The organism is Bifidobacterium pseudocatenulatum DSM 20438 = JCM 1200 = LMG 10505, assembly GCF_001025215.1.
GTDB classification, from domain to species: domain Bacteria; phylum Actinomycetota; class Actinomycetes; order Actinomycetales; family Bifidobacteriaceae; genus Bifidobacterium; species Bifidobacterium pseudocatenulatum.
Genome location: NZ_AP012330.1, coordinates 1,843,925 through 1,868,229, shown reverse-complemented (window position 1 = coordinate 1,868,229; position 24,305 = coordinate 1,843,925). Strand labels below are relative to the sequence as shown.

The window sequence follows — 24,305 nt, the reverse complement described above, 5'->3', positions numbered from 1 at the left end:
AGTCACCTCAGACGAATGGCTAATTGTGCCATGTATGTTTCTTTATTGAATTCGGAACGTAATGCTGTTTTATGCGCGCCCATGGCATCACGTTCGTCGGAGTCTCGAGCAATCTTTGTCATAGCATCAGCAAGCTGGTCAACAAGTTGATCGCTACGTTCAAGGATGATGGCTGACTGCCCATCGGCGTATTCGGGGATGCCTCCGGAACGAGTGGTGATGAGCGGCTTACCAGAAACCAAGCTTTCGATTACCGCGAGGGGTGCTGGATCGTCCCAAATTGACGGCAATACGCATATATCGGCCATGGCATAAATAGCTGGCATATCTTCGTAATTCACAAAGCCAGTGAAGATGATTCGATCCTTCACAACAGGATTTGAAGCTAAATCGCGAAGTTTCTGTTCAAATGGACTCACGATATTCGAATTAAAGAAGAAAGCTCCGGCAACAACCAGCTTGGCATTGGGAACTTTCTGCGCTACTTCAGTAAACGCTTTCAATAGTTCTTCAGCGCCTTTTTCCGGAGTAAGACGCCCGGAAAACAGGAAAACAATATCATTCTCGGCTATATTGAATTTCTTTCGAAATTCAATCGCCTTGCTATTAGCCTCCTCCGAACCAAACCGGCTTGTGTCGACGCCATTACGCCATACAGCTTTCTGATTTTCGCGCAGACCAGGCTCACCATGCTCTCTTAAATACGTGTCAAGCGTGCCAACAATATATTTGGAAACTCCAAGTACTTTTTTGACTTTGGAAATCTCTTTAATGCAGCCGAAATCATTAAGAACTTCGTTATGCAGGTGGTAATACACTTTTCCCGCATATCGCTCGGAATTACCGTGCTTCTGCATGGTCATGAACAATGTTGCGTGGTTTTCGATCATTATCTTGTCGAAAGCTGGGCCGCCATTCTTTGCGGGCTGTGCGAGCTTCTTGGAAACCTTGTTGATATACCACAGGCGTTGCGCAATATACCGATAGCTCATGAGCTTCTTTTTGTGGAGCACATGTTTGGCTGCCCAATAAATGCAACGATCCGCCGCGCGAACCAGCAATGGCGTCTTGATAAAGCAGAAATCAGTATGCTTGAAATTACCTTCACCCACGATCTGATCTACGCCGGGTGCCCAAGAAGAAAAAACAGTGAAATCAAAATTCGGAGTCTTCTCATTCTCCTGAACCATCATCATGTCCAATGCTTCGACAGCTCCGCCGAGAACATTCGGTACTGGCAAATAGCCTGAAGTGATTACAGCAACGCGAGGATTCACAGCGTTTCCTCCCATCCATTCGCGCTTTCCGCACTGCTTACGTACAGAGAGGTCAGACGATTCGCACTGGCTGAAATGTCATATTTTTCAGCACATGTGTTTGATGTTTCAATCTGCCGATTCGCTGTTTGCGAGGAAATGTTGAGTACAGTTGAAATCCAAGAAGATTTATTTTCCAAGCTTATGAAAGATGTTTTTCTGGAAATATCGGCTTCGTGCGGAACCTGATTGCTGAGGACACAGGGGCATCCGGCGACCTGGGCTTCGATGGCGACCATGCCGAGACCTTCATAACGGCTCGGCAGACAGAAAGCATCGAACGCCTGGTAAAGGTGGTTGACGTCCGTGCGCTGGCCCAAGAACAGAATGTGGTCACCAATGCCGAGTTCTTGGGCGTGCTGCTGTACGTCTGGTCTGTCTGGACCGTCACCAACGAACGCGAGTATCGTGTCCGGCTTCTGGGGAAGGAGCTCGGCGAGAACGTCGACAAGGAAAGCCTGATTCTTCTGCGGCATGAAACGACCCACATGGCCAATCAGGAACATACCATCGGCTATGCCGAGTTCCTTGCGGGTTTCCTGGCGAAGGACTGGGTCGAAATGGAACTTCTCCAGTTCGATGGCGTTGGGAATCACTGTGAAGTCAGCGTCTCTGCCGAACAGCCATTTTCCGGCGTATTCACTGCATGCGAAACATTCTGTAGGGTAAAGGTTCGAGAGCGGACGCAGTGCAAGCTTCATCAGGTTCTTGGCAAACTCGCCCTTGCCCATCGTGGAATGCGAGTGGGCGATACGGACCGGCACTCCAGCCTTTTTGGCCGCAGACAATGGGAATACGCTGAGCGTATTGATGTGGCTGTGCACGATCGGCCAGTGTTCCTCATGGAAAAGCCTGACCAATTCCTTGCGGTAGCGAAGGGGATGCTGGTATGGAGGGATGCGAAAAACGCGGCCGCCCAACGCTTTGATTTCCTCTTCTGGAACGCGAGTCGAATCGGCATCCACCAAAAAATCGAACTGCACTTTGCTACGGTCGATATGGCGGTAGTAGTTCATCACTACGGATTCGACACCACCGCCAAGCATCTTTCCCATGACCTGGGCTACGCGAATCGGCACTGGATTACCGTCCTCGAACCGGGACTAAGCCGACATAACGGCCGTTATCGGCTCTTTTCGCTCATTTAGAAACGTCCGGAAAACCGACTGAAGCAGATTCCAAACACAGTTTTTAAGTCACGAACAAGCAAAGTGTTCATGGAAAACCCGTGAAGAATACCCCCGAAGTGAGTGATGGGGGGCTGGGTGTGTCTGAGGGGGATGTAAAAATCGACTTTGGCAGATAATGAACGGGGTTTGGCAGTTCCTGCGCGTTTCGCGTTGCGCTTGAAAAACACCAATTCGGGGTTCATTTGGAGGGAAAGGACGGGACTCGCATGCCGACCACAGGTCGATCGATTGCAAGAAGAGCCGATAACGGCCGTTACGTCGGTTTGGCTAGTGGTCAGACTGTGCAATCCGCTGCCATGCATAACGCTTGTGGCATTATCCCGGCATTCTGAATAACTAAGGGCGACCGGTGATGGTTAGTATCGTGATGATAGGTCATAAGCGCATTCCTTCGCGTGAAGGCGGCATCGAAATCGTTGTAGATGAACTAGCTACGCGTATGGCCGCAAAGGGGCATAAGGTCATCGCATACAATCGCAAGGGACATAATGTTGCGGGCGCCGAATTCGATGGAAACGTTCATTCCGCAAATAAGCCCTTTGTATATAACGGCGTGCGTGTTGTTCCAGTGCCGACTTTTGAAGCGAAAGGTTTGGCGGCGTTGACCTCCTCATTCTTTGCGACGCTGAAAGCCATTGCGGCCAAACCGGACGTGATCCACTATCATGCCGAAGGTCCCTGCGTCATGCTGCGTCTGGCGCATTGGACGGGCATTCGCACGGTAGCGACCATTCACGGTCTTGACTGGCAGCGTGCCAAATGGGGCAAGTTCGCTTCCACATATCTCAAGTTCGGAGAACGTACCGCAGTGAAATGCGCGGATGAAATCATAGTGCTCAGCGAAAGCATGCGGCAGTATTTTCAAGAAAAATATGGTCGCGGTACACATTTCATTCCCAATGGCATTGAATATGGTGAGCCGGTTTCGGCGCAGGAAATTACCGAAAAATATGGTCTTCACAAGAACGACTATGTACTGTTTCTCGGGCGTATTGTTCCCGAGAAAGGCGTGCATTACCTTATCGAGGCGTTCAACAAGCTGAATACGAACAAAAAGCTTGTCATCGCTGGAGGCGCTTCCGACTCCAACGAGTATTACCAGCATATTCAGCAGATGGCTAATCAGGATTCTCGTGTTATTTTGACCGGCTTCATACAAGGGCAGGCACTCAAAGAGCTCTATAGCAATGCTTATATTTATGTGCTCCCAAGCGACTTGGAGGGCATGCCGATGAGTCTGCTGGAAGCCATGAGTTACGGTAACTGCTGCCTTACGTCCGACATTCCGGAATGTGCGGAGGTAGTGGAAGGGCACGCAGCGACATTCCAGCATGGTTCTGTTGAATCCCTGCGGGAAAAACTTCAGGAATTGCTCGAAAACGATGATCTTGTACAACGTTACAAGGCAAATGCTGCAGATTACATCGTCAGCAAATATAGCTGGGATGACGTCACCGATCAAACACTGAACCTGTATGGGGGAGAGTGAGCATGCGAATTCTCCTAGTGAACAAATATTTCTATCGCAAAGGTGGTGCGGAAACCTATTTCTTCGCATTGTCGGAAGGCTTACGTGCGCTCGGCCACGATGTCGCGTTCTTCTCCATGCAGCACCCGAATAACGAGTCAAGTTATTGGAGTAAATATTTTGTTTCCGAAAAGGATTATGTGGGGGATATTTCCGCTTTCAAGAAGGTTCAGGAAGCTTCCACACTGATTTACTCTTTTGAAGCGAGACGCAAGTTCGAAGCTTTGCTAGAGGAATTCAAGCCAGATGTGATCCACATGAACAATGTGCATCGCCAGCTGACGCTCTCGATTCTTGATGCACCGTATTTGAAGAAACATCATGTGCCGGTGGTGTATACGGCGCATGATTATATTCTTGTTTGCCCCGCATACACTATGGTCAACGGGCATGGTGAAGTGTGCGACGCTTGCTTGGATAAACATTTCATGCATGCTGTGAAGAACGTGTGTGTGAAAGGTTCCCGTACCAAAAGCGCCTTGGCGACCATGGAGGCGGAATTCCTAAAATTCCACCATGCGTACGACAAAATTGACTTGATAGTTGCACCGTCGAAATTCATGAAGAGCAAGCTCGACGAGGGAGGTTTCGCAGGCAAAACCGTCGCCATGCAGAACTTCCTGACCGATTCGCAGATGGCGATGGGCGCTCGTGTGGCGAATACGCACAAATTCGAGGACGCGCAGTCTGGGGCGAGGCCGTATTTCCTGTTCTTCGGGCGACTTTCCAAAGAGAAGGGCATTCTTACCTTGGTGAAGGCGTTCCTGTGGGCCACTGGGCTTGCTAATGGGAGTGCCGATATGCGGAGCAGTGACCAGGATGTCCAGGTGCTTCCTGATGCGTGGGATCTGCATATTGTGGGTGATGGTCCGGAACGTGAGGCGATCGAGCAGCTGATCGCCTCAGCTGGCCCGCAGGCCGAGTCTCGCATTCACTTGTTGGGGTACAAGAGCGGCGAGGACCTGCAGCGGGAAGTCGGCAACGCCCGTTTCAGCGTGCTCAGTTCCGAGTGGCGGGAGAACATGCCGTACTCCGGTCTGGAATCCTTGGCTGCCCAGACCCCAATCATCGGTGCCAGCATCGGTGGCATTCCAGAGCTGGTGGAGGAAGACAAAACCGGCTTTACTTTCGAATCCGGAAACATCACGGATGTGAGGGATGGTCTGCTTAAAGCCGCCGCGGTTGGCCAATCCGCGTATGGCGTGATGCAGCATCAGTGTGCCGAATATGTCGCGGCGCACTGCAGACAGCAAGCCTATGCGAAGCAGTTGGAACGGAAATATTTTGGCTTGACTAAATTGCGTTCAAAGAATCAGGGAGAGGAGCGATAAGTGATGAATAATCCTAAAGTCAGTGTTGTCGTTCCAATATATAAGGTTGAACCTTTTTTGCAGGAATGTGTTGATAGCATTCAAGTTCAAACGCTTGAAGACATTGAAATCATCCTTGTTGATGATGGTAGCCCTGACCGTTGTGGAGCGATAGCAGATGAATATGCTAGAAAAGATTCTCGCATTAAAGTTGTTCATCAAAAGAATTCAGGTCTTGGCCCGGCACGTAATACTGGTATTGCCAATGCGACTGGTGAATATGTCGGCTTCGTAGATTCCGATGACTGGATTGCTCCCACAATGTACAGTAGCCTTTATGATGCCGCGTCGCAATGCGATGCGGATATTGTTGTCGGAGGTCACTGTGACATGGTCAATGGGAGTGTCCGAGCTGTCAAAGCGCATCCATTGGCAGGGCAAATTTTAAGGGGAAGCGATCAGATTCTGCCTGTGCGGAATAGGCTTTTTGGGCATCTTCCGGAAGATACTGAAGTGGAATCATTTCCTATGCGGGTTTGGACAGCGATTTATCGAAATGATTTCTTGAAAGTGAATGGGTTAAAATTCCAAGCAATTCTATCAGAAGATACAATTTTTAACTTATCTGCGTATCGGTGTGCAAATGTTGTTGCATTTACTGGTGATACAGATTATCGGTACCGAATGGACGACCATTCATCGATAATGCGCTCATTCTCTTCAAAAAAACTTACACAATACGAACAATTTGTTGATACGGTGCAATTTCTTGCCAAGGAAGAGCCCTACCAGCATGATGAATGCATCATGCGAACAAAGCGCATGGCGATTGACTATTGCCGTTTGTATGTGGGGCTAATTGTTGGAAGTGGTCTGTCTGTACGGGATAAATTAAGGAACATCCGTAGACTCTCACAGAGCCACATGTGTGTTGAAGCGTGTGTGGGATATCCCTTGGAGACATTACCAAGGCAACAGCGAATGCTTCATGAAGCACTTTGCAGCGGCCAGGCATGGGAAGTATTTGTTTTGGCGGAGGCACGGCAGGTTCTGAAAAAGAAAGGATGGTGGAAGTGATGGCTGTGGGGCATAACAGTATTCAACGAATTGTTCATCGGGTCGGTGAGGAGCTTCGGTCCACCAAAGAGATCGCCTCGTATACATCATGGAATGATGCTCTAGAGACGTTTCATGCGAAATGGGATATCCAGGTAATGAATCATAACGGATTCGCAGAGCCTCCTGCTGTGCGCGATCGATTGATTCGTAAGCATGAGATTATGTTGAAATATTTCGAACAGCGATACGGCGATTTTTATCGTAATTATGATTATGATGCACCGATGGCTCCTGTCGATCCAGATATGGAAGGGCGCATTTGGATTTGCTGGTGGCAAGGGCTTGAGAATGCCCCAGAAATTGTGAAGTGTTGTGTGGAATCTATTTGCCACAATGCAGGTAATCATCAGGTCACGATTATTACTGATCAGAACGTCGAACAGTATATCAAGATTCCGAAGTGGGTTAAAAAGAAGCAATCTGAAGGAATTATTTCACGAACACATCTTTCTGATTTGTTGCGTCTGTCTTTGTTAGCTGAATATGGCGGTTTATGGCTGGATGCCACTTTTTTCTGCACTGGTCCGCTTTCAGATATGGCTTTCGGCAGTCCTATGTTTTCGATTAAACGTCCGGATTATTTGCATTGTTCAGTTGCACAGGGGTATTTTGCAAATTATTCGCTTGGTTGTGTAAATAAAAATAGATGGATTTTTCGTGCTTTACGTGATTTTTACTTACATTATTGGGAATTAAATGATTATTTAGTTGATTATTTGTTGACGGATTACCTCATTGTGCTCGCCCAACGCCATAATAAGGGCATAGCTGATGCATTTGCGGCGATTAAGCCCAACAACCCACGTTGTGATGATTTATACAAAGTGCTTGATGAGCTGTACGATGAGAGCTATTGGTCCAAGCTCACAGAGGATACGAGGCTATTCAAGCTTACTTGGAAACAGAGTTTTCCCAAGGAAGTGCATGGGCGGCCCACATTTTACGCTAAATTATTGGGACGGTAGATAACTTATGGTTTCCAATAGAAACAGTGCTATGAGCGGTGCTCGATTATCAGGGATTGTGAGAGAACCTATAAAAGCAGACACGTGGATATATGCTTTGTCGTTTTTGACGGTTTTTGTAGATGTGTCGTCTGTTATTGAGACATATGCATATATACGCTACCTGATGTTATTAATTGTAGGTATATTCATCTGTTTGAAATTAACTGTCATTGTTTCTGATAAAAACTGGTTAAGTCTTGTACCTTGGTTAGTGTTCTTTGCGGTTGTTAGCTTTAGTTCTTTCTTATCGAGGGATGACTATACATCCCGGAATCCGTTCTTGGCCGCAATTGTGGCTTTAGGTGGATTGCTGGAATTTATTGCAGTAATAAACTATGCCTTTGAGAAAAGACGTCTGCGGTCGGCTCTAAATGTCTTTTATGTAGTAGCGTTGATTGTTTTGCTGATTACGGATGTTACAGTTTATTTTTCTGGGATATATCTTATTGGAAATAAATTCAGAATTGCTTATTTTCATGTATTATTTGTTGTGTTATTCGTGATACGAAAAGCATTTTTCAAGAACAGTAAAAGTTTTATAAATCAAACACTGTTTGTTGGCTTAATTATTCTGACTTTTGCTATTTGCCTGAAGGTGGACTGCACTACCGGGATTAATGCGATAGTGCTGATGATTGTGTGGTTTATTCTGGGAAGGATTTTTCCGTTATTCGTTTATAATCCCATTACTGCTTCCGTCACGGTTGTTCTCAGTTATGTTTTCATGTATATCGCCACGTCTTTTTTGCATATTACCTTTGTGGCAAACTACATCGTAGATACTCTTCATAAAGATGTGACGATGACGGGTAGATTGCTGATTTTTGAAGTCGTTCCTAAGGTGCTATCTCGGAAACCGCTTTTGGGATACGGATATGGAGTCAGCTATGAAGTGCTCGATTTTGCTCTGAAAGGTGCGCCGGATACCCAGAATGCTTTGGCGGAATGGATCTTATATGGAGGCTACATTACCGCCATAATAATCATCTTGTTGATTGCACTAAATTTCAAAACAGCTTTGACTCATGCTTCAACGAATAACGTTGCCATGCTTATTTGTGTGGCTTTCGTCTATGCATTCATTTGCATAGGAACTGTTGAAATAAGTTATGGAATGGATTTCTTTGCGGTATTGGCTTTGCTTCGTGTAATTTCATTAAGCATTAATCAGAGGAAGGGATAATGAGATGAAAAAATGTGCTTTGATATTACCGTATTTCGGTAAATTTAATAATTATTTCCCTTTGTTCTTAAAGTCATGTGGCTATAATCAGGCTTACGATTTTTTTATTTTTACTGATAGCACAGAGCCGTATAATTATCCGCAAAATGTACACGTAGTACCGATGACGCTGTCTGAGTTTAGGACTAACGCTTCGCAAAAGTTGGGTTTTGAACCGTGCATTACAACTGCCTATAAACTGTGTGATTTTAAGCCAGCTTATGGTTTTTTGTTTGAAGAATACATTCGAGATTATGAATATTGGGGACACTGTGATTGTGATCTCGTTTTCGGTAATCTTGAAAAGATATTATCTCCTGTGCTGGATAAGGATTACGACAAAATTTTTGCCGCTGGTCATTTGACTATATATAGAAACAACTTTGAAAACAATCGTCGTTTTATGAAATCGCTTGAAGGGCGTGAAATTTACAGAGAAGCATTTACGACAAATCGTATCTACGTATTTGATGAAAATGTTAAATGCTCGATGAATCCTGATCGGCTTAATGTACATACGATTTTTCGAAATGATAACGCAAAGATATATGAGAAAGATTTGTCGTTCAATGTAAGTCCTAAGAAAGCGAAGATTACTAGGACTGCTTACAACCCTAAGACGCAAAAATTCGAAGAGGATCTTAGATATGCGCATTTAGCACGTTATTACCTGTGCTCTGACGGATTGTTTTCGGCTTCATGGGACAAAGACCATGTGTGTATCCGACAATATCTGTATATGCATTTGCAATCACGACGTATGCGCATGTCTTCTGATATAGTACAGTCACCAATTGTGGAGATACGTCCTGACCGTTTTGTTAAAGCCAAATTCCTTCCGTCAACTAAAACCGGATTGCAGAACAGATTTTTTAATGTATTAAATTGGTTCTGGATTGATACTTATAAGAAAAGATTCAAAGAAAAATTTTAAAGGACGGTTAAATGATTAAAGATTTATTTAGAAGATTGATTCTTCGCGAAAAATCTAGTTCGAAGGCGTTTGTTGACTACTGGAGAGGGAAAGGAGTTTCTATTGGTGATGACACATATTTTTATGATCCGCAGAGCAATTGTTTGGGGCTAAATTATCCTTTTAATCTCAGCATTGGACGCAACGTGCGGATTACCCATGGGGTCACGATTGTGGACCATGGATATGACTGGTGTGTTCTTAAAGGGCGTTATGGAGATGTGCTCGGAAATACGGGGCAGGTTTCAATTGGTAATAATGTGTTCATTGGTATGAATGCGATTATTCTTAAAAATGTAAATATTGGCGATAATGTCATTATTGGAGCTGGCTCGGTTGTCACACATGATATTCCTGCTGATTCGGTAGCGGCAGGCAACCCATGCAGAGTGCTTATGCCGCTTTCGAAATATCGGGATAAGAGAATCGCTTCACAGCTTGATGAGGCTCTGAATTTATTTAAGACCTATTGTGCGTCCCATGCTGGAGAGATACCGCCTAAAGAAATTTTTAGAGAATACTTCTGGTTGTTTGAGAGTCCAGATAAAAATGGAATTTGCAGTTGCGAAGCTTTTGATCAAACCATGCATCTCATTGATGGCAGTTTTACATTAAGCGTCAATTTATCAAAATATTCGAAACCTATGTTTGATGGTTTTGAAGAATTTATTAAATACTGTTGTTCTCGAAATTGCAAAGAAAAACTTTAAGATAAAGAAGGTGACGATGTTTGATAAAAATATATATGTGTCAACAATAATCGATTCATATAATTATGGTACTGTTTTACAGGCTGTGGCAACGCGCGATGTTCTTGGACCATACGGCAAGCCGTTATTTATCGACTATTGCCGAGAAGCGTGGACTCATGAGGGTTTGCGGGACATTTATCTTAAGGATATGAATCACTTTTTGCCCATTAACATAGTTCGATATTTTGTCGCACTTCCAGAGTTGAAGACGAATAAAAAACTATTCCGCTCTTTCGTGGAAAGACAGTTGCATTTGGTCGATGCTAATCCATTCATCGCGGGTAGTGGTCGATTTGACGAGCAAGCGGTGTATTGTGTAGGTAGCGACCAAACTTGGAATGAGGAGCTCAACAAGGGCATTGACCCTGTATATACCTTGAAGAACGTTCCTTCGGATTGCCGAAAGATTTCCCTCTCTGCTAGTTTCGGACGCCCATCTATTCCTGATGCCGAAGCCGCGAAGATGAAACCTTTGCTTGAACAGTTCGACGCAATTTCTGTACGTGAAAGCTCTAGCGTGTCGATTCTTGAACAAATGGGTATTAAAGGTTCTGTTGCGTTGAAGGATCCCGTTCTGCTCTGCCGTCCTCAGCTGTGGCATGAGCTTTCTCATAGCGTGCCGAAGTATAAGGATCAATATGTATTGATTTATATGTTGAATCATAATCAAAGAATGATCGGCTATGCGCAGCAGCTGGCCGAGGAAAAAGGTTTGAAAGTTCGTATCGTCACTTTCAGCCCGCGAAAGCCCGGCTCTGCTGGTTGCGAATCAATTTGTCAGCCAACACCTGAGCAATGGCTGGCAGCATTTCGTGATGCTGATTATGTGGTGACGGATTCATTCCATGGCACATGCTTCTCAATTCTCTTCAACAAACCGATGATTGTATTTGACCCCCCTCGATATTCAGTACGGCTGACCGACGTATTGAAAGATTTCGACCTTTCTGATCGTCGCACTGATAATCAAGTCGCAATTAAGGATATCGATACGGCCGATGGGGAAATTGATTGGGGACCTGTGCAAACAATGCTTGCGGATTTCAGAAAAGTCGCAAGTGAGTTTTTGGATAAGTATTTTACTGCATTGTAAGCAAGGAGTTTTTCGATGAGTTTTAAGCATGTTATCGGTAATATTTTTCCTGATAGTGTTGTGAATTCTCTAAGGCAAATTAAGTCTTCGCTTATCCTTCGGAAAGAATATAATCTGCAGGCGAAGCGATTCAACAGGACTTTTTCCCGCGAATGGTCCACTGGCCTTATGCAAGTGCAAACTCGAATCATTTTTCTAACACATCAGATTGAAAAAGGTCTCGGGCATCGAGAGTTTCGCTATGGATTCGGAGCACATGTTTTCAAAGCACTTGGGCCCGAGCTTGCAAAACTGGAGACTGCTGATTCGGATTATCTCGATAATCCGGTCTATCGCGAGTGCATGAGCGCAGTGCATGAGTATATTGCTCGCCACGAGGCCGCAGGAAAAGATATCAGCGAACAGCGCCGATATCTTGGCGCTGAACATTGGGAGCGCGCAAAGCAGGCGACCGATGAAAATGGTGGAAGTATTGTCGTCGCCGCAGCGGAAAAAGCGGATAATGCACAAAAAACGTTTATCGAATTGGCGGAGAATAGGCATTCCCTGCGAGAGTATTCCGCACGGCCCGTCGCCGAAGAAGAAATCGTCAAGGCTGTGAAACTCGCCACTCGAGCTCCGTCTGCCTGCAATCGACAGCCCGCGCGTGTTTTGTTGATTAGTGATGCGCATCAAATTGCCGAAGTATTGAAGCTTCAGGGAGGTGTTCGGGGTTATGCCCTTCCTCCTCAGTTGCTTCTTGTCACTGCCAAAACCAGCGTGTTCATGGGGCCAAACGAGCGTAACCAGGGTTTTATCGACGGTGGTCTTTTCAGTATGATGCTGCTGATGTCGTTGGAGGCGTATGGATTGGCTTCTTGCCCTTTGCATGCGATGCTGGATGGAAAGACCGAGACTAAAATGCGAGAGATTCTCAGTGTGCCCGACGATGAGATATTCGTAATGTTCATTGAAGTCGGTCATTTCCCGGAATCTGTCCGTACTCCGCAGTCCACTCGACTGCCTATGGAAAGCATTTTTAAGAAAGCTCTTTAAGTTTATGGTGAAATAATGAAAACAAAAATCGAAATCGGAATCATAACTGTAAATGATCCTAAAAACTATGGTAATCGTTTGCAAAATTATGCACTTCAGCAGGTATTGCGTGATTACGGTACGGTGAGTACGGTAAACCAATTCTTGAACGTCAGCAAGCCCAATGAGATTATTGAGAAGAGGTTTTTTGCTCTACTTCGTCCTGTAGCGCACAAGGTTTTGAGTTTGTTGCCGTCAAAACATGCACTCGATTTCAAAAGGTTGTATCGGGCTGAAGCATTTACGCGCAGGTATGTTCCTTGCTCCAAGCTATATGCATCCACTTGTTTGATTGCGAACAATATTGCCGCGCTGAAGGCAGTGGTCGTAGGATCTGACCAGGTTTGGAATGACCGTTGGATATCGAATCGGGTGCTGTCGGCAAGACTCGCTGATATGACGAGCGATAAGACGAAGCTGATAAGTTATGCGGCGAGCTTCGGAATCAATCAGGTTAAGGATGAGTCGAAGCCGATTTTCAAGAAGCAATTGGCACGTTTTTCCGCCATCTCGGTGAGGGAAGACCAAGGGGCAAAGCTGATTGGTGAATTGTCTGGGAAACCGGCAACGGTCGTGCTGGATCCGACGCTCATGGTGCCGGTGGAGCATTGGCGTTCTATTGTCAGAGGATTCGTTCCGCGTGACGATAAATACGTGCTTACCTATTTTTTGGGCGAACCGAGCGCCGAACAAGAACGTACTATTCAGGAATATGCCAAGAAGCATGGTTGCCGTATACGGCGTATGATCGATCTTCGCGATCCTGAAACATACGTGGCCGGTCCGGAGGATTTTGTAGAGCTTTTTTCGAAAGCAGAATATGTGTTTGCTGATTCGTACCATGCCTGCTGTTTTTCCATTCTTTTCCATAGGCAGTTCACTGTGTTCAATCGTGCTGGCACTAAGGGTAAAGCAAGTATGAATTCCCGCATGGAAACACTGTTCCGTCTTTTTGAACTCGATTCCGTCATGTTGGATGATGGGCTTGCGCCGGAAATTGATTACAGGAAAGTAGATTTGCTGCTGCAGCAGCATCGCACTGAGTCCAGGGCATGGCTTGACAAGGCCATGGAGGTATAAGCGGGATGGCTAACCAACGCAAGGCGGGAGCGGTTCTTGGATATGCCAATGTAATCGCGAAGAACTTCGTTAATCTGATGTATGTGCCTTTGCTGTTGCATTTCGTAGGCCAAGGCGATTATGGCGTGTTCCAAATGACCAATAGTGTTGTTTTCGCTTTGACCCTGCTAAGCGCGGGTTTTTCAGGAGCCTACGTGCGTTTCTACATGAGGGAGATTGCGCATGGAACGAGAAGTAGTGTCCGTCGACTGAATGGAATATTCCTTCTTATCTATTTGATTGTAGTTGGACTATGCCTTATAGGCGGCGTGATATTGACTTTCAATGTGGATTTACTGTTCTCCGGGGGATTGAATCCTCGAGAGTTGGTACTGGCTCGTGAATTAATGGTACTCATGGTTCTTAATGTTGCTGCGCAATTGATGACCAGTCCATTTAATTCATATATCACAGCCAAAGAGTGTTTCGTCTATCAGCAAACACGGCAACTGTTGACTACGCTGGTGCAGCCGCTGCTTGCGGTGCTGCTAGTGTGGCGCGGCATGGGAGCCATAGGTGTGGCATTGGCGATGCTGGTGGTTACGATGACCTTACTGTTGATGAATGTTGTATATGCAGTAAAAAAATTGGGCATGCGTTTCACCTTCACCGGCTTGCAATGGTCAATGTTCAAAGCCATAGCAGTATTCAGTTTTTGGATTTTCCTCAATCAGATTTTCGATTTGGTCAACAATAATGTTCCTAATTTTCTTTTGGGAGCGATGGCGGGATCGACTGTTGTGGCCACATTCTCTATTGCCGTGCAAATAAGAAATATATTCTTTGCCATGAGCACGACTATGTCTAATGTATTCATTCCACAGATAAACCGTATCGTTGCTGATAGCAACGACAACAAGGTCTTAACTCAATTGATGACAAGGGTTGGACGTTATCAAATGATAATATTCTGGTTTATATATGGTGGTTTCATAATCATAGGGAAATTCTTTGTTGTGCTGTGGGCTGGACAGCAGAATGTGGACGCATATTGGTTGGCTGTTATCATGGTGTTCCCGGTTATGATTCCTCTGACACAGAATACCGGCATTGAAATTCAACGTGCGAAAAACAGGCATAAGACACGTAGTGTAATTTATGTTTTCACGGCAGTGCTGGATGTTGTGTTATCGATTTTATTGATTCCTTCCATGGGATATTGGGCCACAGCAGTCGGATACATTGTGAGTATTGTTTTGGGGACCGGTCTTTTCATGAATTGGTACTATCAGACTCACATTGGTTTGGATATGCTATATTTCTGGCGCAATCAGATACCTACCATTATCATGGCGGTTTTCGTCACGGGAATATGCTTGCTGGGAACGTATTTCGTACCGGTGAATTCCATCATGTTTTTCCTGATGTGGGGCATGATATATGTTGTTCTGTTTTGTATTGGCGCGTTCTATATCTCATTAACAGCAACTGAGCGCTCGAAGGCTCTTTTTATGCTGCATAGGAAGAAGTTGATTCGCTAATGGTTGGTTTGATGGTTGTATTGGTTAAGTCCTAAAAGGAAAAATGGTCTTTCGTTGTTTGGTATGGGCGAAGCGGGTCAGGTGGTGACGGTTCGTAGGTCGAGTTTGCCGCAGGTCAGATCGATCATCGTGCTGAAGTAATCCATGTTCCTGAAGTCCCTTGCGCGGATCTTCACGTTCTGAATGATGCTGTGCCCTCGATGATCGCGTTCGCGTACCGGTGGTCGAAGTAGGCGAGGATGTCGGGCCAAGGCTTTCATAGGCTCCAGCCGCGAATGCATCATCCACGAGCACAACGCCCTGAACCCCGCCTCAGCCTCGATTCTGTCGGTGCTGTCGGCATAGATGTCCTGCAAGCATTCGCGCATCCGGCAGGCCCGGGCGGTCTTGAGCCGCCGCCGCTGCAGGCCGCGTTTGGTCTCCAATTGGGATTCGGCCAGATTCTCCTGTTTTGCTTCAATTTTTCTTAAGCAATTTCTGCACTATTTTTCCGCAGCATAGGCTGCTGGTTTCCAGCGGAAACTGCACCGTATGACCGCCCAGACGAAAACAGGCACCAGCCCGCCGTGCCTGTATATTCCCGAGATGTGACCCAAAAACGAATCCGCCGGTTGCAGCCGGCGGCGCTCGGGAAGGAAAGGACGATGGCGATACCGATGCCCAAACAGCAAGATATCAGGAGACTGGACCGTCAGGGAGTGTCCAGGTCGGAGATCGCGAGGAGGCTGAACGTGGACCGCGCCACTGTCGCGAAATACGCCGACATGGACGACATGACGCCGAAACCGCCCACGGACCGGCGCCGCGGCTCCAAGATCGACCCGTACGCGGCGTTGGTCGACGGATGGCTCGAGGCCGACCGCATGCTGCCCCGCAAGCAGCGCCACACCGCCAAACGCGTGCACGACAGGCTCCGCGCGGAGATCGAGTACGACGGCGAGTACACGACGACGCCGGGGTACGTGAGACGCTGGCGCGAGGCGAACCGGAGCGGTTCCGACGGATACGGCGAGCTCGTCTGGGCACCCGGCGTCGCGCAGATCGATTTCGGCGTGGCGAAGGCCCGCATCGCCGGCGAGCTCGTGGACGACCACTGCCTGGTCGTCACGTTCCCCCATTCGAATATGCGATACGTGACGAGCCTGCCCGGGGAGAACGCGGAATGCCTGTGCCGCGGGCCGGTCGAGGTGTTCGAGCGCATCGGCGGAGTCCCGCCAGTGATCGTCATGGACAACGCCACCGGCGCGGGACGCAGGAACGCGAGGGGCGAGGTGACGCTCACCGCGGTGTTCGACGCGTTCCTCGCGCACCACCGCATCGACGCGATGTTCTGCAACCCCTATTCCGGTTGGGAGAAAGGCGCGGTGGAGAACGCGGTCGGGTTCCTGCGCCGCAACCTCATGGTCCCGCCGCTGGAGGCCGAGACCCACACGCAGCTCGGACGGATCATGCTCGACAGATGCGACGCGCTGGCCGCCTCGTCGAGGCACTACCGCAGGGGCAACGCCATCGGGGTGGATTGGCAACGGCGTGTTGGACAGGTTCTTAGAGGACGAGTCCCTGTTCGGTGAATTCCTTCGGACTCCGGTATCCGAGGGTGGAGTGGAGTCTTTGGTTGTTGAACCACCACACATAGTCGTTGAGGTCGGAGCGTAGTTGTTCCAGGCTGGTGTAGTGGTTCCGGTATATGAGCTCCTTCTTCAGGAGCCTGTTGGTGGATTCGACCACGGCGTTGTCGTACGGGTTGCCCTTCCTTGACGGCGATCTTCTGATGTCGAACACGTCGAGCAGCTCGTCGATTTTCGCGTTGTCGAACTCGCTGCCCCGCTCCGTGTGGAACACCTCCACCTCGGTCAGGGGGAAGTCGAGCGTGGCGAACGCGGCCATGACCAGGTCGGCGGTGCGGCTCGTGTCGGCGCTGTGGCCGGCGATGCTCCTGTTCGCCAGGTCGATGAGCAGGCACACGTACGCCCACTTGCCGCCGACGCGCACGTACGTCAGGTCACTGGCCAGGTGGGTGCGCGGCTCGTAGCCGTCGAACTCGCGGTCGAGGATGTTCGCGAGCCTGGCCTCGTCGGCCCGCGTCTTGTGTGGTTTGAACGTTCTGCGCGCGTACGCGCTCGTCATGCCCTGTTCGTGCATGATGTTGCCGATGCGTCTCCTGGACGCGGTGACACCCTTCCTTTCCAGGGCGGCCTTGATCTTTCTGGCGCCGTAGCGTTCGCGGCTGTCGCGCCAGATCGCGCGCACGTCGCCGGCGATCGGATCCGCACGCTCCGTCTCGGGATGTTCGATCATCCAGTAGTAGGTGGAGCGGGGAACGCCCAGTATTCTGCATTGCGCCGATATCGGATAACGGGAGACGTTGGCCCGTATCACTGCTACTTTCGTGCGAATATCAGCGCCGCTTGTTTTAAAACGTCCACCTCCATCTCCAGCTGTCTGTTGCGCTTGCGCAGCTCGATCAGCTCGTTCTGCTCAGGGGTGCGGTTGTCGGCGGCTTTCGTGGAGCCGCTGTTGCGGATGCCCTGGACCCAACGGTGCGGCGTGGAATGCGAGACGTCGTACTCGTCCTTGACCTCGCGCGCCGGCTTGCCGTTCTCGTAAAGCTGCACGATCTGCCGTTTGAACGCCTCGTCGTAGTGGCGGGGATGCTTCGGGCCGGCCATCGTCGGCCTCCAATCTCATGTCATTCGTCCCTCATCGGACTGTCTAATACATTGTAGCCAATCCACAGCGAACCGGTCATCGCGCCATGGACGGCCATGATCCAAAGTGCGCAACTTTTCGGGCATTACCTTCATCCATATAATGATATATGTTTTTTCTTATGCACGGAAAGTTTGTTTCTCGATTACCTCGGCTCAAAGAGACTGCATCAATATGGGGTAGCGTCTCTTTTGGTGTTGCAACAACTCTTCTTACCTTTTTCCCAAAAATCAGTATCATAGGGAAAGACATTAATAACAGCATTATTCTGTTTGCGACTTGTGTCATCTTTGGGATAGGTGCATTGTGCCAGACAATGTTCGGAAAGAAGAATACAATATGGGAAAAAGGTAATAATAAAATCACTGCTATATATGGTGATATTCTTGACGAGTCTTCTAAGCATGAAGAAATTAGGGTTATACCTGTAAATACAGCTTTTGATACGATTGTTGATGATCCTTGCTCAACTGATAAACCGCTTGTTTCTCCAAATTCGCTTCATGGGCAATGGCTTAGAAAGCAGGAATGTGAACAAGAGATTCTGAATAATGAAGTTTTAGGAAACATGAGTGGAAAACCGTATCGTAAAATAGATCCTTTACAGAAGAAGCGTGGCAATTGCATGGAGTATAAGATTGGAACGTATTCTTTTGCCCGGCGTAAGAATATAACATATCTACTAGTCGCGCTAACTGCTTTTGACACCAACAATGTTGCGCATAGTACTCAAACTGATCTTGAGACAGTGCTTCAATCTGCTGTGTCATATCATAATCAATGTGGTCAGGGGGCCAAATTGATGATTCCTCTTATGGGGACGGCAAATTCAAGAATGAAATTAGATCATCAAGAATCTTTTGATATAATCAAAAATTATCTTTTACTTCGGAAAAAAGATATAAATGGGTGCATAGAAATTGTTGTATATCAAAAAGATGCAAATAAGGTCTCTATATGGAATAGTTAACTAACACGAAAGGACATTAATGAATTATCGTAATGGTAATTATAGCGCTTTCTATGTCTCTGAGCCATTTGATGAGTACTCTTTGGGGGCAAGACAAGCTCATGATTTCTGCTATTACTCACTTCTTGGCGCATGGAAGAAAAAGGATTCGAACTTTCCTTTCATTGATTCGCATAATAAAACTTACTCTGTAAGAGACGGCAGTGATTGGGAAGGTACATTAAAGCCTCGTCTGCATAAGCGTCTTATGAATTCTAAAAACATTATTCTGTTTCTTAGCAGTATTACAAAAGAAAGTCGTGCTCTGAGGGAGGAACTTCAGTATGGAATTGGAGTCCTTCGCCTTCCTGTTATTGTTGTTTATCCTGAACTCGAAAATACTAATATAGTTGATTCATCGAGGAGAGATTTTTCTTCTTCTGTCAAAAGACTATGGGATAACTTACCTATTTTTAAAAAAATGATGAATGCAGTTCCAACAATTCATGTTCCTTTTAAGAAGGATCTAATTGCACGCGCTCTTTCGGATGAAGAATTTACTGTACAGAGTGAGAGTCGACCTGGCGCATATTTTTATTCCATCTAATGACTTTTTTAGATGGTATTAATAGTGTTTGAGATTGGGGATGCTGGAGTTTTCTTGGAGACTGAATGAGAGAATCTTCGTATGTCCGGTCCCGAAGAACGACAGCGTGCGGTGGAACTGTATTCCGCCACGCCGAGGCCAACGGCCCAGGTGGTACGGCCTAGGTGGTACGGCTCAGGTGGTCGAGCACCTGGGTTATCCGACCAGGCAGTGACTGGAACGTTGGCTGGCAAAGGATTCCCGGTATGCTGGCCATATGGCCAAACGGGGGGCGGATGCTTTCTTGGAGGTAGCTTCGCAGCCATTCGCTGGCGGCACCATCTCCAGGTGCTGGCACATCCTGTTTACGCGATGAGATATCTCGAGGAACGGCTTTTGCCCTCATGCCTGAGTTTGCTTTCATCATCCATCCTCTTGAGTAGGCGGTATGTGCTGATATAGTTCAAGCCCGATAAATCCATGACTTCGAAGATGTCACCTCGTCGCCGTTCTTCTCGGCTAGTTCAAGCACCAATCCTCGCTGACGTGTCGCTGAAATATTGTTCTGCCTGACGTATGCCGGCAACGCATTGTCTGCTTTGTATACCTTGGAACTCAGGATGTACGAGCGTGATGCACCGCTGCCGGACGCCTCCACAACGCCAGCCTCCACCAAATTCTCCACGGCGTCAACAACTCGTCGCTCTTCCAGTCGGGAAAACTCATGAAACTGCACATGGCCAAGCGATGATGTTCTTTTAACCGGGAAAGTCAGATTCTTATATCAATGGGAACTCATCGGGTATTGGCTTAATCGGCCAGCGGGGATTCAGTTGGCTGTCTTCCGCTCAAAAGCTCTATCCCACAGCAGGTCGAACCAATGTCCGCGACGCCGGTCAATTGTGACGGCGAATAGTGCTTGGCGGATGAAGTCGAGCAGTGTGCAGGCCGCGTAGATCGCCAGCAGGATGCCGAGAATCTGCAGAATCGCCAGCGGCTGCTGGTAGAGGTCCTGCAGATTGAACAACCTGACCCAGAGCAGTTTTTCGGATGCGGCGTAGTCGGTGATCAGGTACACGGCGAACGCGGACTGCGCGATTCGGTTGATGGTTCGATTGTGGAAAGTAGCACGGTCAAACAGCAGGAACATGCCGAAGCCGACTATGATGACGGGCAACCGCCAATCGCCGGTGATATATATTCCCATGTCGTGCCCGAGTAGCGACAATGTTATGGAGGCGCAGGTGTACAACAGGAAAAACGAGACCTGTGCCAATCATCAGCCAGACCTGTCTGGTGGTGAACGGTTCCATGTACCACTTGTAGGCGGAGATTAGGATGAATAGGTAGATGAACCCGAAGAAGCCGTCGTTGATTCCTATCATTCCGGGGATGAAGCTGGTCAATTCCCATATGACCAGCACGGTCGCGGCCAGCGCGAGGTGGTATTCGCGGCCGAGCGCTTTCAATCCCTTGGCCAGGAAGGGAAGCAGCGCTAGGAAGATGGCGTAGGCGGTGGCGTACCACCACACGCCCATGCTCAATGACATGACGCTTTTCACCATGAGTTTCATACTGAGGTCGGCTCGGTCGAACACGAGGTAGAACGTTACGAGGATAAGGCTCCAGAACAGGAGTTCGCGTTCCATGATCCACACGCGTTTCAGGTTGGATTTGATGGTCTGTTCCTTGTCGAGGAAGAACCATGCGGAGATGGAGAAGAAGATGACCACGCCGACCTTGCCGCCGCCGGCCATGACGAGCTGGAAGAAGATCCGCTCCGGTCCCAAGGGAGTTTCAGCACGTCATAGCCGTTAGGGACGATGAAGTGATGGGCGAGAATCATGAACATCGCGATGATGCGCAGCAGCTCAATGCTGGAATTCCTCTGCCCCCCCCCCATTTGAAATTCGGGAAGGTAACTGCATGCCGTGCTTGGCGCTCATGCCGATGTTGTTCTCCATGTCATGGTTCTTCTCGCTCACGGCTCTCCTCTGGTTTGAATTCTCTCCTCCAAAATCCTACGGTCTCAGACCGACTGAGGTATTCCCGTTGTTCTGGAATGCCATAGCGATTCTTGTCAAAACATCTCTGAATCCCAAATGCAAACGCAGCGCGGCGGATTATGAGTTGTGAGGCGATGGAGTCCGCGAAATGTTATGGCAAGAGCCCGTACGGCCAGCGCCTCAAGATCATCGCCGATGGCGAGATCATGCTGGTTCCCAACCAGAAGAACTGAGTTCTAGGGTGGATGGTGTTTAGGGGTGCTGCCTCAGTGGGCCGTGTCCCGGTGCGTGGCGCCCATTGGGGACGCTTTGATGGGGACATTCCAATGGTTGTCGCTTCAGAATATGGTGGAAGACCGCTTTCCTGGTATCCTTCCCGTTCTCATCTGCCTCACTGTGCTACGTAACAATCCCCGGTAATTCCAAAAAATCCGTGCGATCGCCAACCTCAAATCACACGGATTTTCCATATCAAATTGCTATTGTTTTCGCCATACGCTTGCCGTTCCGGAGTGGTAGCCAATGCAAACGGTATGAGCTGGGATCTGTGGCGTAATCGGTGGTGAGGCTAATGGTGTTACTAATCTGCCAGCGGTTTGGCTTGTTTATGGTCAAATAAACGTTACTAGCCTTGTCTACCCAACTTCTTTTGAACAGACTCTAGGTTGTATCTATTTCGAAAGGAGGCTCATATTGGTCTGTGCCATCTACCGGTAGCGGGGTACAGACGTTTGCTTGGAGATGGTTGCAGCTCCATTCATTAGTTTCGCGGTATCGCGTCGGGCTTATTCAACCGAGTGACTCTGTTGCCTCTGGCGTTCAAATTAACTGGTGACAATACGCTGTTTTTATTTGGCGATTAATCGCATGCGACTTGCAATTCTTCGATAGCCAGCCTGCCGGTATTCTGTAATTCGCGCATCAAGCCGCCGATTGGTTTGTGGCCTGTGTCGGAGCTGTATCTTTGCAGGAGCGAATTGATCGAATGGACAAGTTCGTCCCGGGCCTGGCCCTTCGTGTAATAGAATCCCAGGAATGAGTTCACTCCGGAGTCTGTGTCTGTGATGTGGGATTTATCGAAGAATTGCTTAAGGTAGGGGTAGTCGGCTTCGCCTAGGGACAGGCCGAAAAATTTGATGACTCGCAAATTCTCTTCGGGGGACTGAAGTGCTCTGAAGACCGAATCCAGATCCGTATTGGTGCCGGTGACGCCAAGAGATAGAGAGCGTTCCGCTTTTGTGAAGCGAACGGCATTAGGCAGATCGTCGTCTTCTGTATATTGGCTCGTGCCTCCAATGCCGAAGAAGGCGTTTTTGTCTTGCAATGAGCCGTGAATATTGGCGAAGGTTGGGCTGTTGGTCAAGGGGCGTGTGAAGTTGAAAGAAAGGACGTAGTGGTCATCTCTTCCGCTGGAGAAAGATGCATAATTTTCGACGGAACCTATTGCGAAGGATTCTTCTTGAATCGGGGTTTGTGCTTCGGTGATTTCCTTAAAAAGTTGGTCGGCTCGTTCCCTATAGGGGATGTTTTCGTTGACTGCGGTGGCCAGATATTCTTGGAAATCGGATTCGAAATTCTTGAGTTCTTTCAGGAAAAGATTGTAGACGTCAACATCGGTGTTTTGGAATTGGTCGTTTGTACGTAAACGTTCATATAACCAAATTAAATGCGCTACATGTTCTTCTTGGCCTGTTGGGGTGCGGGGGTATGCGAACATGTCGGCGCACATGCCGATGCTCAGATTTATATAATCATTCTCGTTTATTGTAAAAGTTTCTATAATAGATTCGACGTCTTTCCAAGTCGACGCGCATTTGCCGTTGTTCTGGTCATGGTAGTAGGCGAAAATGAAAAACCAGGCGCTTGGAATCTTGTGGCAGTCGTTGGTCTGAAGCTTTTCTTCTAGCGCAGTCACTGCTGTCGGTTTGTCTTTTTCGAAGCCGGGAAATACAGAAAAACGATTATTGAAATAATCCGAATATCGTGACGGCAACCCGCAAGCCAGATCAAATCCATTGCCAAGAAGATACAGCGTCTTCATACTTTCCTCGATTCTATCTTTATATGTCTTTTTACCTGTGTTTCGCGACGTTTCCGGTGTCTGCGAAAGTGGTAGGGGGCTGCGGACGTTTTCTTGGAGACTGAGCGAAAAGATTTTCGTATGTTCAGTCCCGAAGAACGGGAGCGCGCGGTGGAGCTGTACTTCACCACGCCGATGACCACTGCCCAGGTGGTGAAGCACCTGGGTTATCCGACCAGGCGGTAGTGCCTGGAATGCTGGCTGACAAAGGATGCCCGGTATGCCGGCCATATGGCCAAACCCATCATCCCACTGGAGACAAGGACCAAGACGATCGAGCCGGTGCCGGGAGACATGCGGCAGAAGCAGGCCGCCGAACGGCTCAGCGTGAGCATCGGCGCGGTCCACAAAAGAGTGGAACCATCCCGGCTTCCGGTGACGGTGTCCATTTTGAACGCCGATGGTGTTCAGATTAACTGGTGACTACGAGGTGGTGACGTTTTCTTGGACTCCCTGACCGGGAGGGGAGTCCAAGAAAACGTCACCACCTCGAAATCCCAAACGACTATTCGACGTATTTTGTAGCTATCCCTTGACGCATGATTTTGTGGCAACAATATGTGGTTTCCTTATCCTTGTCGACAGCCCTAGCGTGCGGAATGCTGCCAAACTGAAAATGAAGGATTTCTTACAGCGTCTGACAAATGCATTATTGAATGCTACCTTTGTGTTTTGAGAGAAGGACTGGTAATATACATCCTTTCGAAAGCAAGCTTCATATATCTGAACATAGAAATTTCCATGACAGAGGAGGGGCATGAAGTCAATACAAGTAGCGAATGCTTTCATTC

At 47.9% G+C, this 24,305-nt stretch carries 20 protein-coding genes and 2 pseudogenes; 15 read left to right on the top strand and 7 right to left on the bottom strand.

The features are described from left to right. Positions 1-2 precede the first annotated feature (2 nt). A complete protein-coding gene (locus tag BBPC_RS07690) occupies positions 3-1,277 on the bottom strand; it encodes a glycosyltransferase family 4 protein (protein ID WP_143247796.1) in 1,275 nt (424 codons plus the stop codon). After that, on the bottom strand, positions 1,274-2,395 hold the full coding sequence (locus BBPC_RS07685) for a glycosyltransferase family 1 protein (protein WP_231857834.1): 1,122 nt from the start codon (positions 2,393-2,395) through the stop codon (positions 1,274-1,276). The genes BBPC_RS07690 and BBPC_RS07685 overlap by 4 nt, the downstream gene beginning before the upstream one ends. Before the next feature lie 463 nt (positions 2,396-2,858). Between BBPC_RS07685 and BBPC_RS07680 the strand changes: the two genes are divergently transcribed. From BBPC_RS07680 to BBPC_RS07630, 11 genes are read left to right on the top strand one after another with little or no spacing between them, the layout of a single operon-like run. After that, entirely contained in the window at positions 2,859-3,995 is a 1,137-nt protein-coding gene (locus BBPC_RS07680) for a glycosyltransferase family 4 protein (RefSeq protein ID WP_004221123.1), read from the top strand. A gap of 2 nt (positions 3,996-3,997) precedes the next feature. Then, the gene (locus tag BBPC_RS07675; protein ID WP_004221124.1) at positions 3,998-5,365 is read left to right on the top strand and encodes a glycosyltransferase; all 1,368 of its coding nucleotides are present in this window, start codon (positions 3,998-4,000) and stop codon (positions 5,363-5,365) included. Positions 5,366-5,368: 3 nt separating this feature from the next. Then, positions 5,369-6,421, top strand: coding sequence for a glycosyltransferase (locus BBPC_RS07670; RefSeq protein ID WP_004221125.1), 1,053 nt, complete (start codon positions 5,369-5,371; stop codon positions 6,419-6,421). Continuing rightward, on the top strand, positions 6,358-7,428 hold the full coding sequence (locus tag BBPC_RS07665) for a capsular polysaccharide synthesis protein (protein WP_231857833.1): 1,071 nt from the start codon (positions 6,358-6,360) through the stop codon (positions 7,426-7,428). Before BBPC_RS07670 ends, BBPC_RS07665 begins: the two co-directional genes overlap by 64 nt. Positions 7,429-7,459: 31 nt before the next feature. Next, positions 7,460-8,653, top strand: coding sequence for an O-antigen ligase family protein (locus tag BBPC_RS07660; protein WP_004221127.1), 1,194 nt, complete (start codon positions 7,460-7,462; stop codon positions 8,651-8,653). Between the two features lie 4 nt (positions 8,654-8,657). Then, on the top strand, positions 8,658-9,626 hold the full coding sequence (locus BBPC_RS09390) for a DUF6625 family protein (protein ID WP_004221129.1): 969 nt from the start codon (positions 8,658-8,660) through the stop codon (positions 9,624-9,626). A gap of 11 nt (positions 9,627-9,637) precedes the next feature. Beyond that, positions 9,638-10,375, top strand: a complete 738-nt coding sequence (locus tag BBPC_RS07650; protein WP_004221132.1) for an acyltransferase — start codon at positions 9,638-9,640, stop codon at positions 10,373-10,375. Further along, positions 10,317-11,510 carry a polysaccharide pyruvyl transferase family protein gene (locus tag BBPC_RS07645; protein WP_004221134.1) on the top strand — a complete coding sequence of 398 codons (1,194 nt, stop codon included), beginning with the start codon at positions 10,317-10,319 and terminating at the stop codon, positions 11,508-11,510. Before BBPC_RS07650 ends, BBPC_RS07645 begins: the two co-directional genes overlap by 59 nt. A gap of 15 nt (positions 11,511-11,525) precedes the next feature. Next, positions 11,526-12,545: a nitroreductase family protein gene (locus BBPC_RS07640; RefSeq protein ID WP_004221138.1), complete on the top strand. Its 1,020-nt coding sequence runs from the start codon at positions 11,526-11,528 to the stop codon at positions 12,543-12,545. Positions 12,546-12,560: 15 nt separating this feature from the next. After that, a complete protein-coding gene (locus BBPC_RS07635; protein ID WP_004221140.1) occupies positions 12,561-13,664 on the top strand; it encodes a polysaccharide pyruvyl transferase family protein in 1,104 nt (367 codons plus the stop codon). 5 nt (positions 13,665-13,669) lie between these two features. Then, complete coding sequence (locus tag BBPC_RS07630; RefSeq protein ID WP_004221143.1) at positions 13,670-15,184, top strand: lipopolysaccharide biosynthesis protein; 1,515 nt, start codon at positions 13,670-13,672, stop codon at positions 15,182-15,184. Between the two features lie 77 nt (positions 15,185-15,261). On the opposite strand, the pseudogene BBPC_RS09710 reads toward BBPC_RS07630, so the two are convergent. Then, positions 15,262-15,633: pseudogene (locus tag BBPC_RS09710) on the bottom strand (transposase); the annotation flags it as partial. A gap of 195 nt (positions 15,634-15,828) precedes the next feature. Between BBPC_RS09710 and istA the strand changes: the two are divergent. Next, positions 15,829-16,668 (top strand): annotated as a pseudogene (gene istA / locus BBPC_RS07620) (IS21 family transposase); the annotation flags it as partial. 61 nt (positions 16,669-16,729) lie between these two features. Here istA and BBPC_RS09705 read toward each other — a convergent pair. Continuing rightward, a protein-coding gene (locus BBPC_RS09705; RefSeq protein WP_407921908.1) for an IS3 family transposase occupies positions 16,730-17,853 on the bottom strand; the annotation gives its coding sequence in 2 pieces (ribosomal slippage) (positions 16,730-17,595 and positions 17,595-17,853; 1,125 coding nt in all). A gap of 149 nt (positions 17,854-18,002) precedes the next feature. On the opposite strand from BBPC_RS09705, the gene BBPC_RS07605 reads away from it, so the two are divergent. Beyond that, on the top strand, positions 18,003-18,863 hold the full coding sequence (locus BBPC_RS07605; protein ID WP_004221169.1) for a macro domain-containing protein: 861 nt from the start codon (positions 18,003-18,005) through the stop codon (positions 18,861-18,863). Positions 18,864-18,882: 19 nt separating this feature from the next. Next, the gene (locus tag BBPC_RS09700) at positions 18,883-19,449 is read left to right on the top strand and encodes a TIR domain-containing protein (protein ID WP_004221174.1); all 567 of its coding nucleotides are present in this window, start codon (positions 18,883-18,885) and stop codon (positions 19,447-19,449) included. Between the two features lie 808 nt (positions 19,450-20,257). Here the strand turns inward: BBPC_RS09700 and BBPC_RS10110 are convergent. The 3 genes from BBPC_RS10110 to BBPC_RS07585 form a co-directional block, all read right to left on the bottom strand. After that, entirely contained in the window at positions 20,258-20,578 is a 321-nt protein-coding gene (locus BBPC_RS10110) for a hypothetical protein (protein ID WP_004221177.1), read from the bottom strand. Then, entirely contained in the window at positions 20,562-21,218 is a 657-nt protein-coding gene (locus tag BBPC_RS07590; protein WP_004221178.1) for an acyltransferase family protein, read from the bottom strand. The genes BBPC_RS10110 and BBPC_RS07590 overlap by 17 nt, the downstream gene beginning before the upstream one ends. A 1,075-nt stretch (positions 21,219-22,293) precedes the next feature. Then, positions 22,294-23,745, bottom strand: coding sequence for an AbiH family protein (locus BBPC_RS07585; protein WP_004221180.1), 1,452 nt, complete (start codon positions 23,743-23,745; stop codon positions 22,294-22,296). Here BBPC_RS07585 and BBPC_RS10105 point away from each other — a divergent pair, their 5' ends adjacent. Next, positions 23,746-23,937: a hypothetical protein gene (locus tag BBPC_RS10105; protein WP_004221183.1), complete on the top strand. Its 192-nt coding sequence runs from the start codon at positions 23,746-23,748 to the stop codon at positions 23,935-23,937. It begins immediately after the preceding gene. The last annotated feature ends 368 nt before the right edge of the window (positions 23,938-24,305 follow it).

Excerpts from the sequence above, each read along its gene's own strand:
- BBPC_RS07680 (WP_004221123.1), top strand. The coding sequence starts at position 2,859 with ATGGTTAGTATCGTGATGATAGGTCATAAGCGCATTCCTTCGCGTGAA.
- BBPC_RS07675 (WP_004221124.1), top strand. The coding sequence starts at position 3,998 with ATGCGAATTCTCCTAGTGAACAAATATTTCTATCGCAAAGGTGGTGCG.
- BBPC_RS07670 (WP_004221125.1), top strand. The coding sequence starts at position 5,369 with ATGAATAATCCTAAAGTCAGTGTTGTCGTTCCAATATATAAGGTTGAA.
- BBPC_RS07665 (WP_231857833.1), top strand. The coding sequence starts at position 6,358 with ATGGGAAGTATTTGTTTTGGCGGAGGCACGGCAGGTTCTGAAAAAGAA.
- BBPC_RS07660 (WP_004221127.1), top strand. The coding sequence starts at position 7,460 with ATGAGCGGTGCTCGATTATCAGGGATTGTGAGAGAACCTATAAAAGCA.
- BBPC_RS09390 (WP_004221129.1), top strand. The coding sequence starts at position 8,658 with ATGAAAAAATGTGCTTTGATATTACCGTATTTCGGTAAATTTAATAAT.
- BBPC_RS07650 (WP_004221132.1), top strand. The coding sequence starts at position 9,638 with ATGATTAAAGATTTATTTAGAAGATTGATTCTTCGCGAAAAATCTAGT.
- BBPC_RS07645 (WP_004221134.1), top strand. The coding sequence starts at position 10,317 with ATGGTTTTGAAGAATTTATTAAATACTGTTGTTCTCGAAATTGCAAAG.
- BBPC_RS07640 (WP_004221138.1), top strand. The coding sequence starts at position 11,526 with ATGAGTTTTAAGCATGTTATCGGTAATATTTTTCCTGATAGTGTTGTG.
- BBPC_RS07635 (WP_004221140.1), top strand. The coding sequence starts at position 12,561 with ATGAAAACAAAAATCGAAATCGGAATCATAACTGTAAATGATCCTAAA.
- BBPC_RS07630 (WP_004221143.1), top strand. The coding sequence starts at position 13,670 with ATGGCTAACCAACGCAAGGCGGGAGCGGTTCTTGGATATGCCAATGTA.
- BBPC_RS07605 (WP_004221169.1), top strand. The coding sequence starts at position 18,003 with ATGTTTTTTCTTATGCACGGAAAGTTTGTTTCTCGATTACCTCGGCTC.
- BBPC_RS09700 (WP_004221174.1), top strand. The coding sequence starts at position 18,883 with ATGAATTATCGTAATGGTAATTATAGCGCTTTCTATGTCTCTGAGCCA.
- BBPC_RS10110 (WP_004221177.1), bottom strand. The coding sequence starts at position 20,578 with ATGTTCCTGCTGTTTGACCGTGCTACTTTCCACAATCGAACCATCAAC.
- BBPC_RS07585 (WP_004221180.1), bottom strand. The coding sequence starts at position 23,745 with ATGGCCGGCATACCGGGCATCCTTTGTCAGCCAGCATTCCAGGCACTA.
- BBPC_RS10105 (WP_004221183.1), top strand. The coding sequence starts at position 23,746 with ATGGCCAAACCCATCATCCCACTGGAGACAAGGACCAAGACGATCGAG.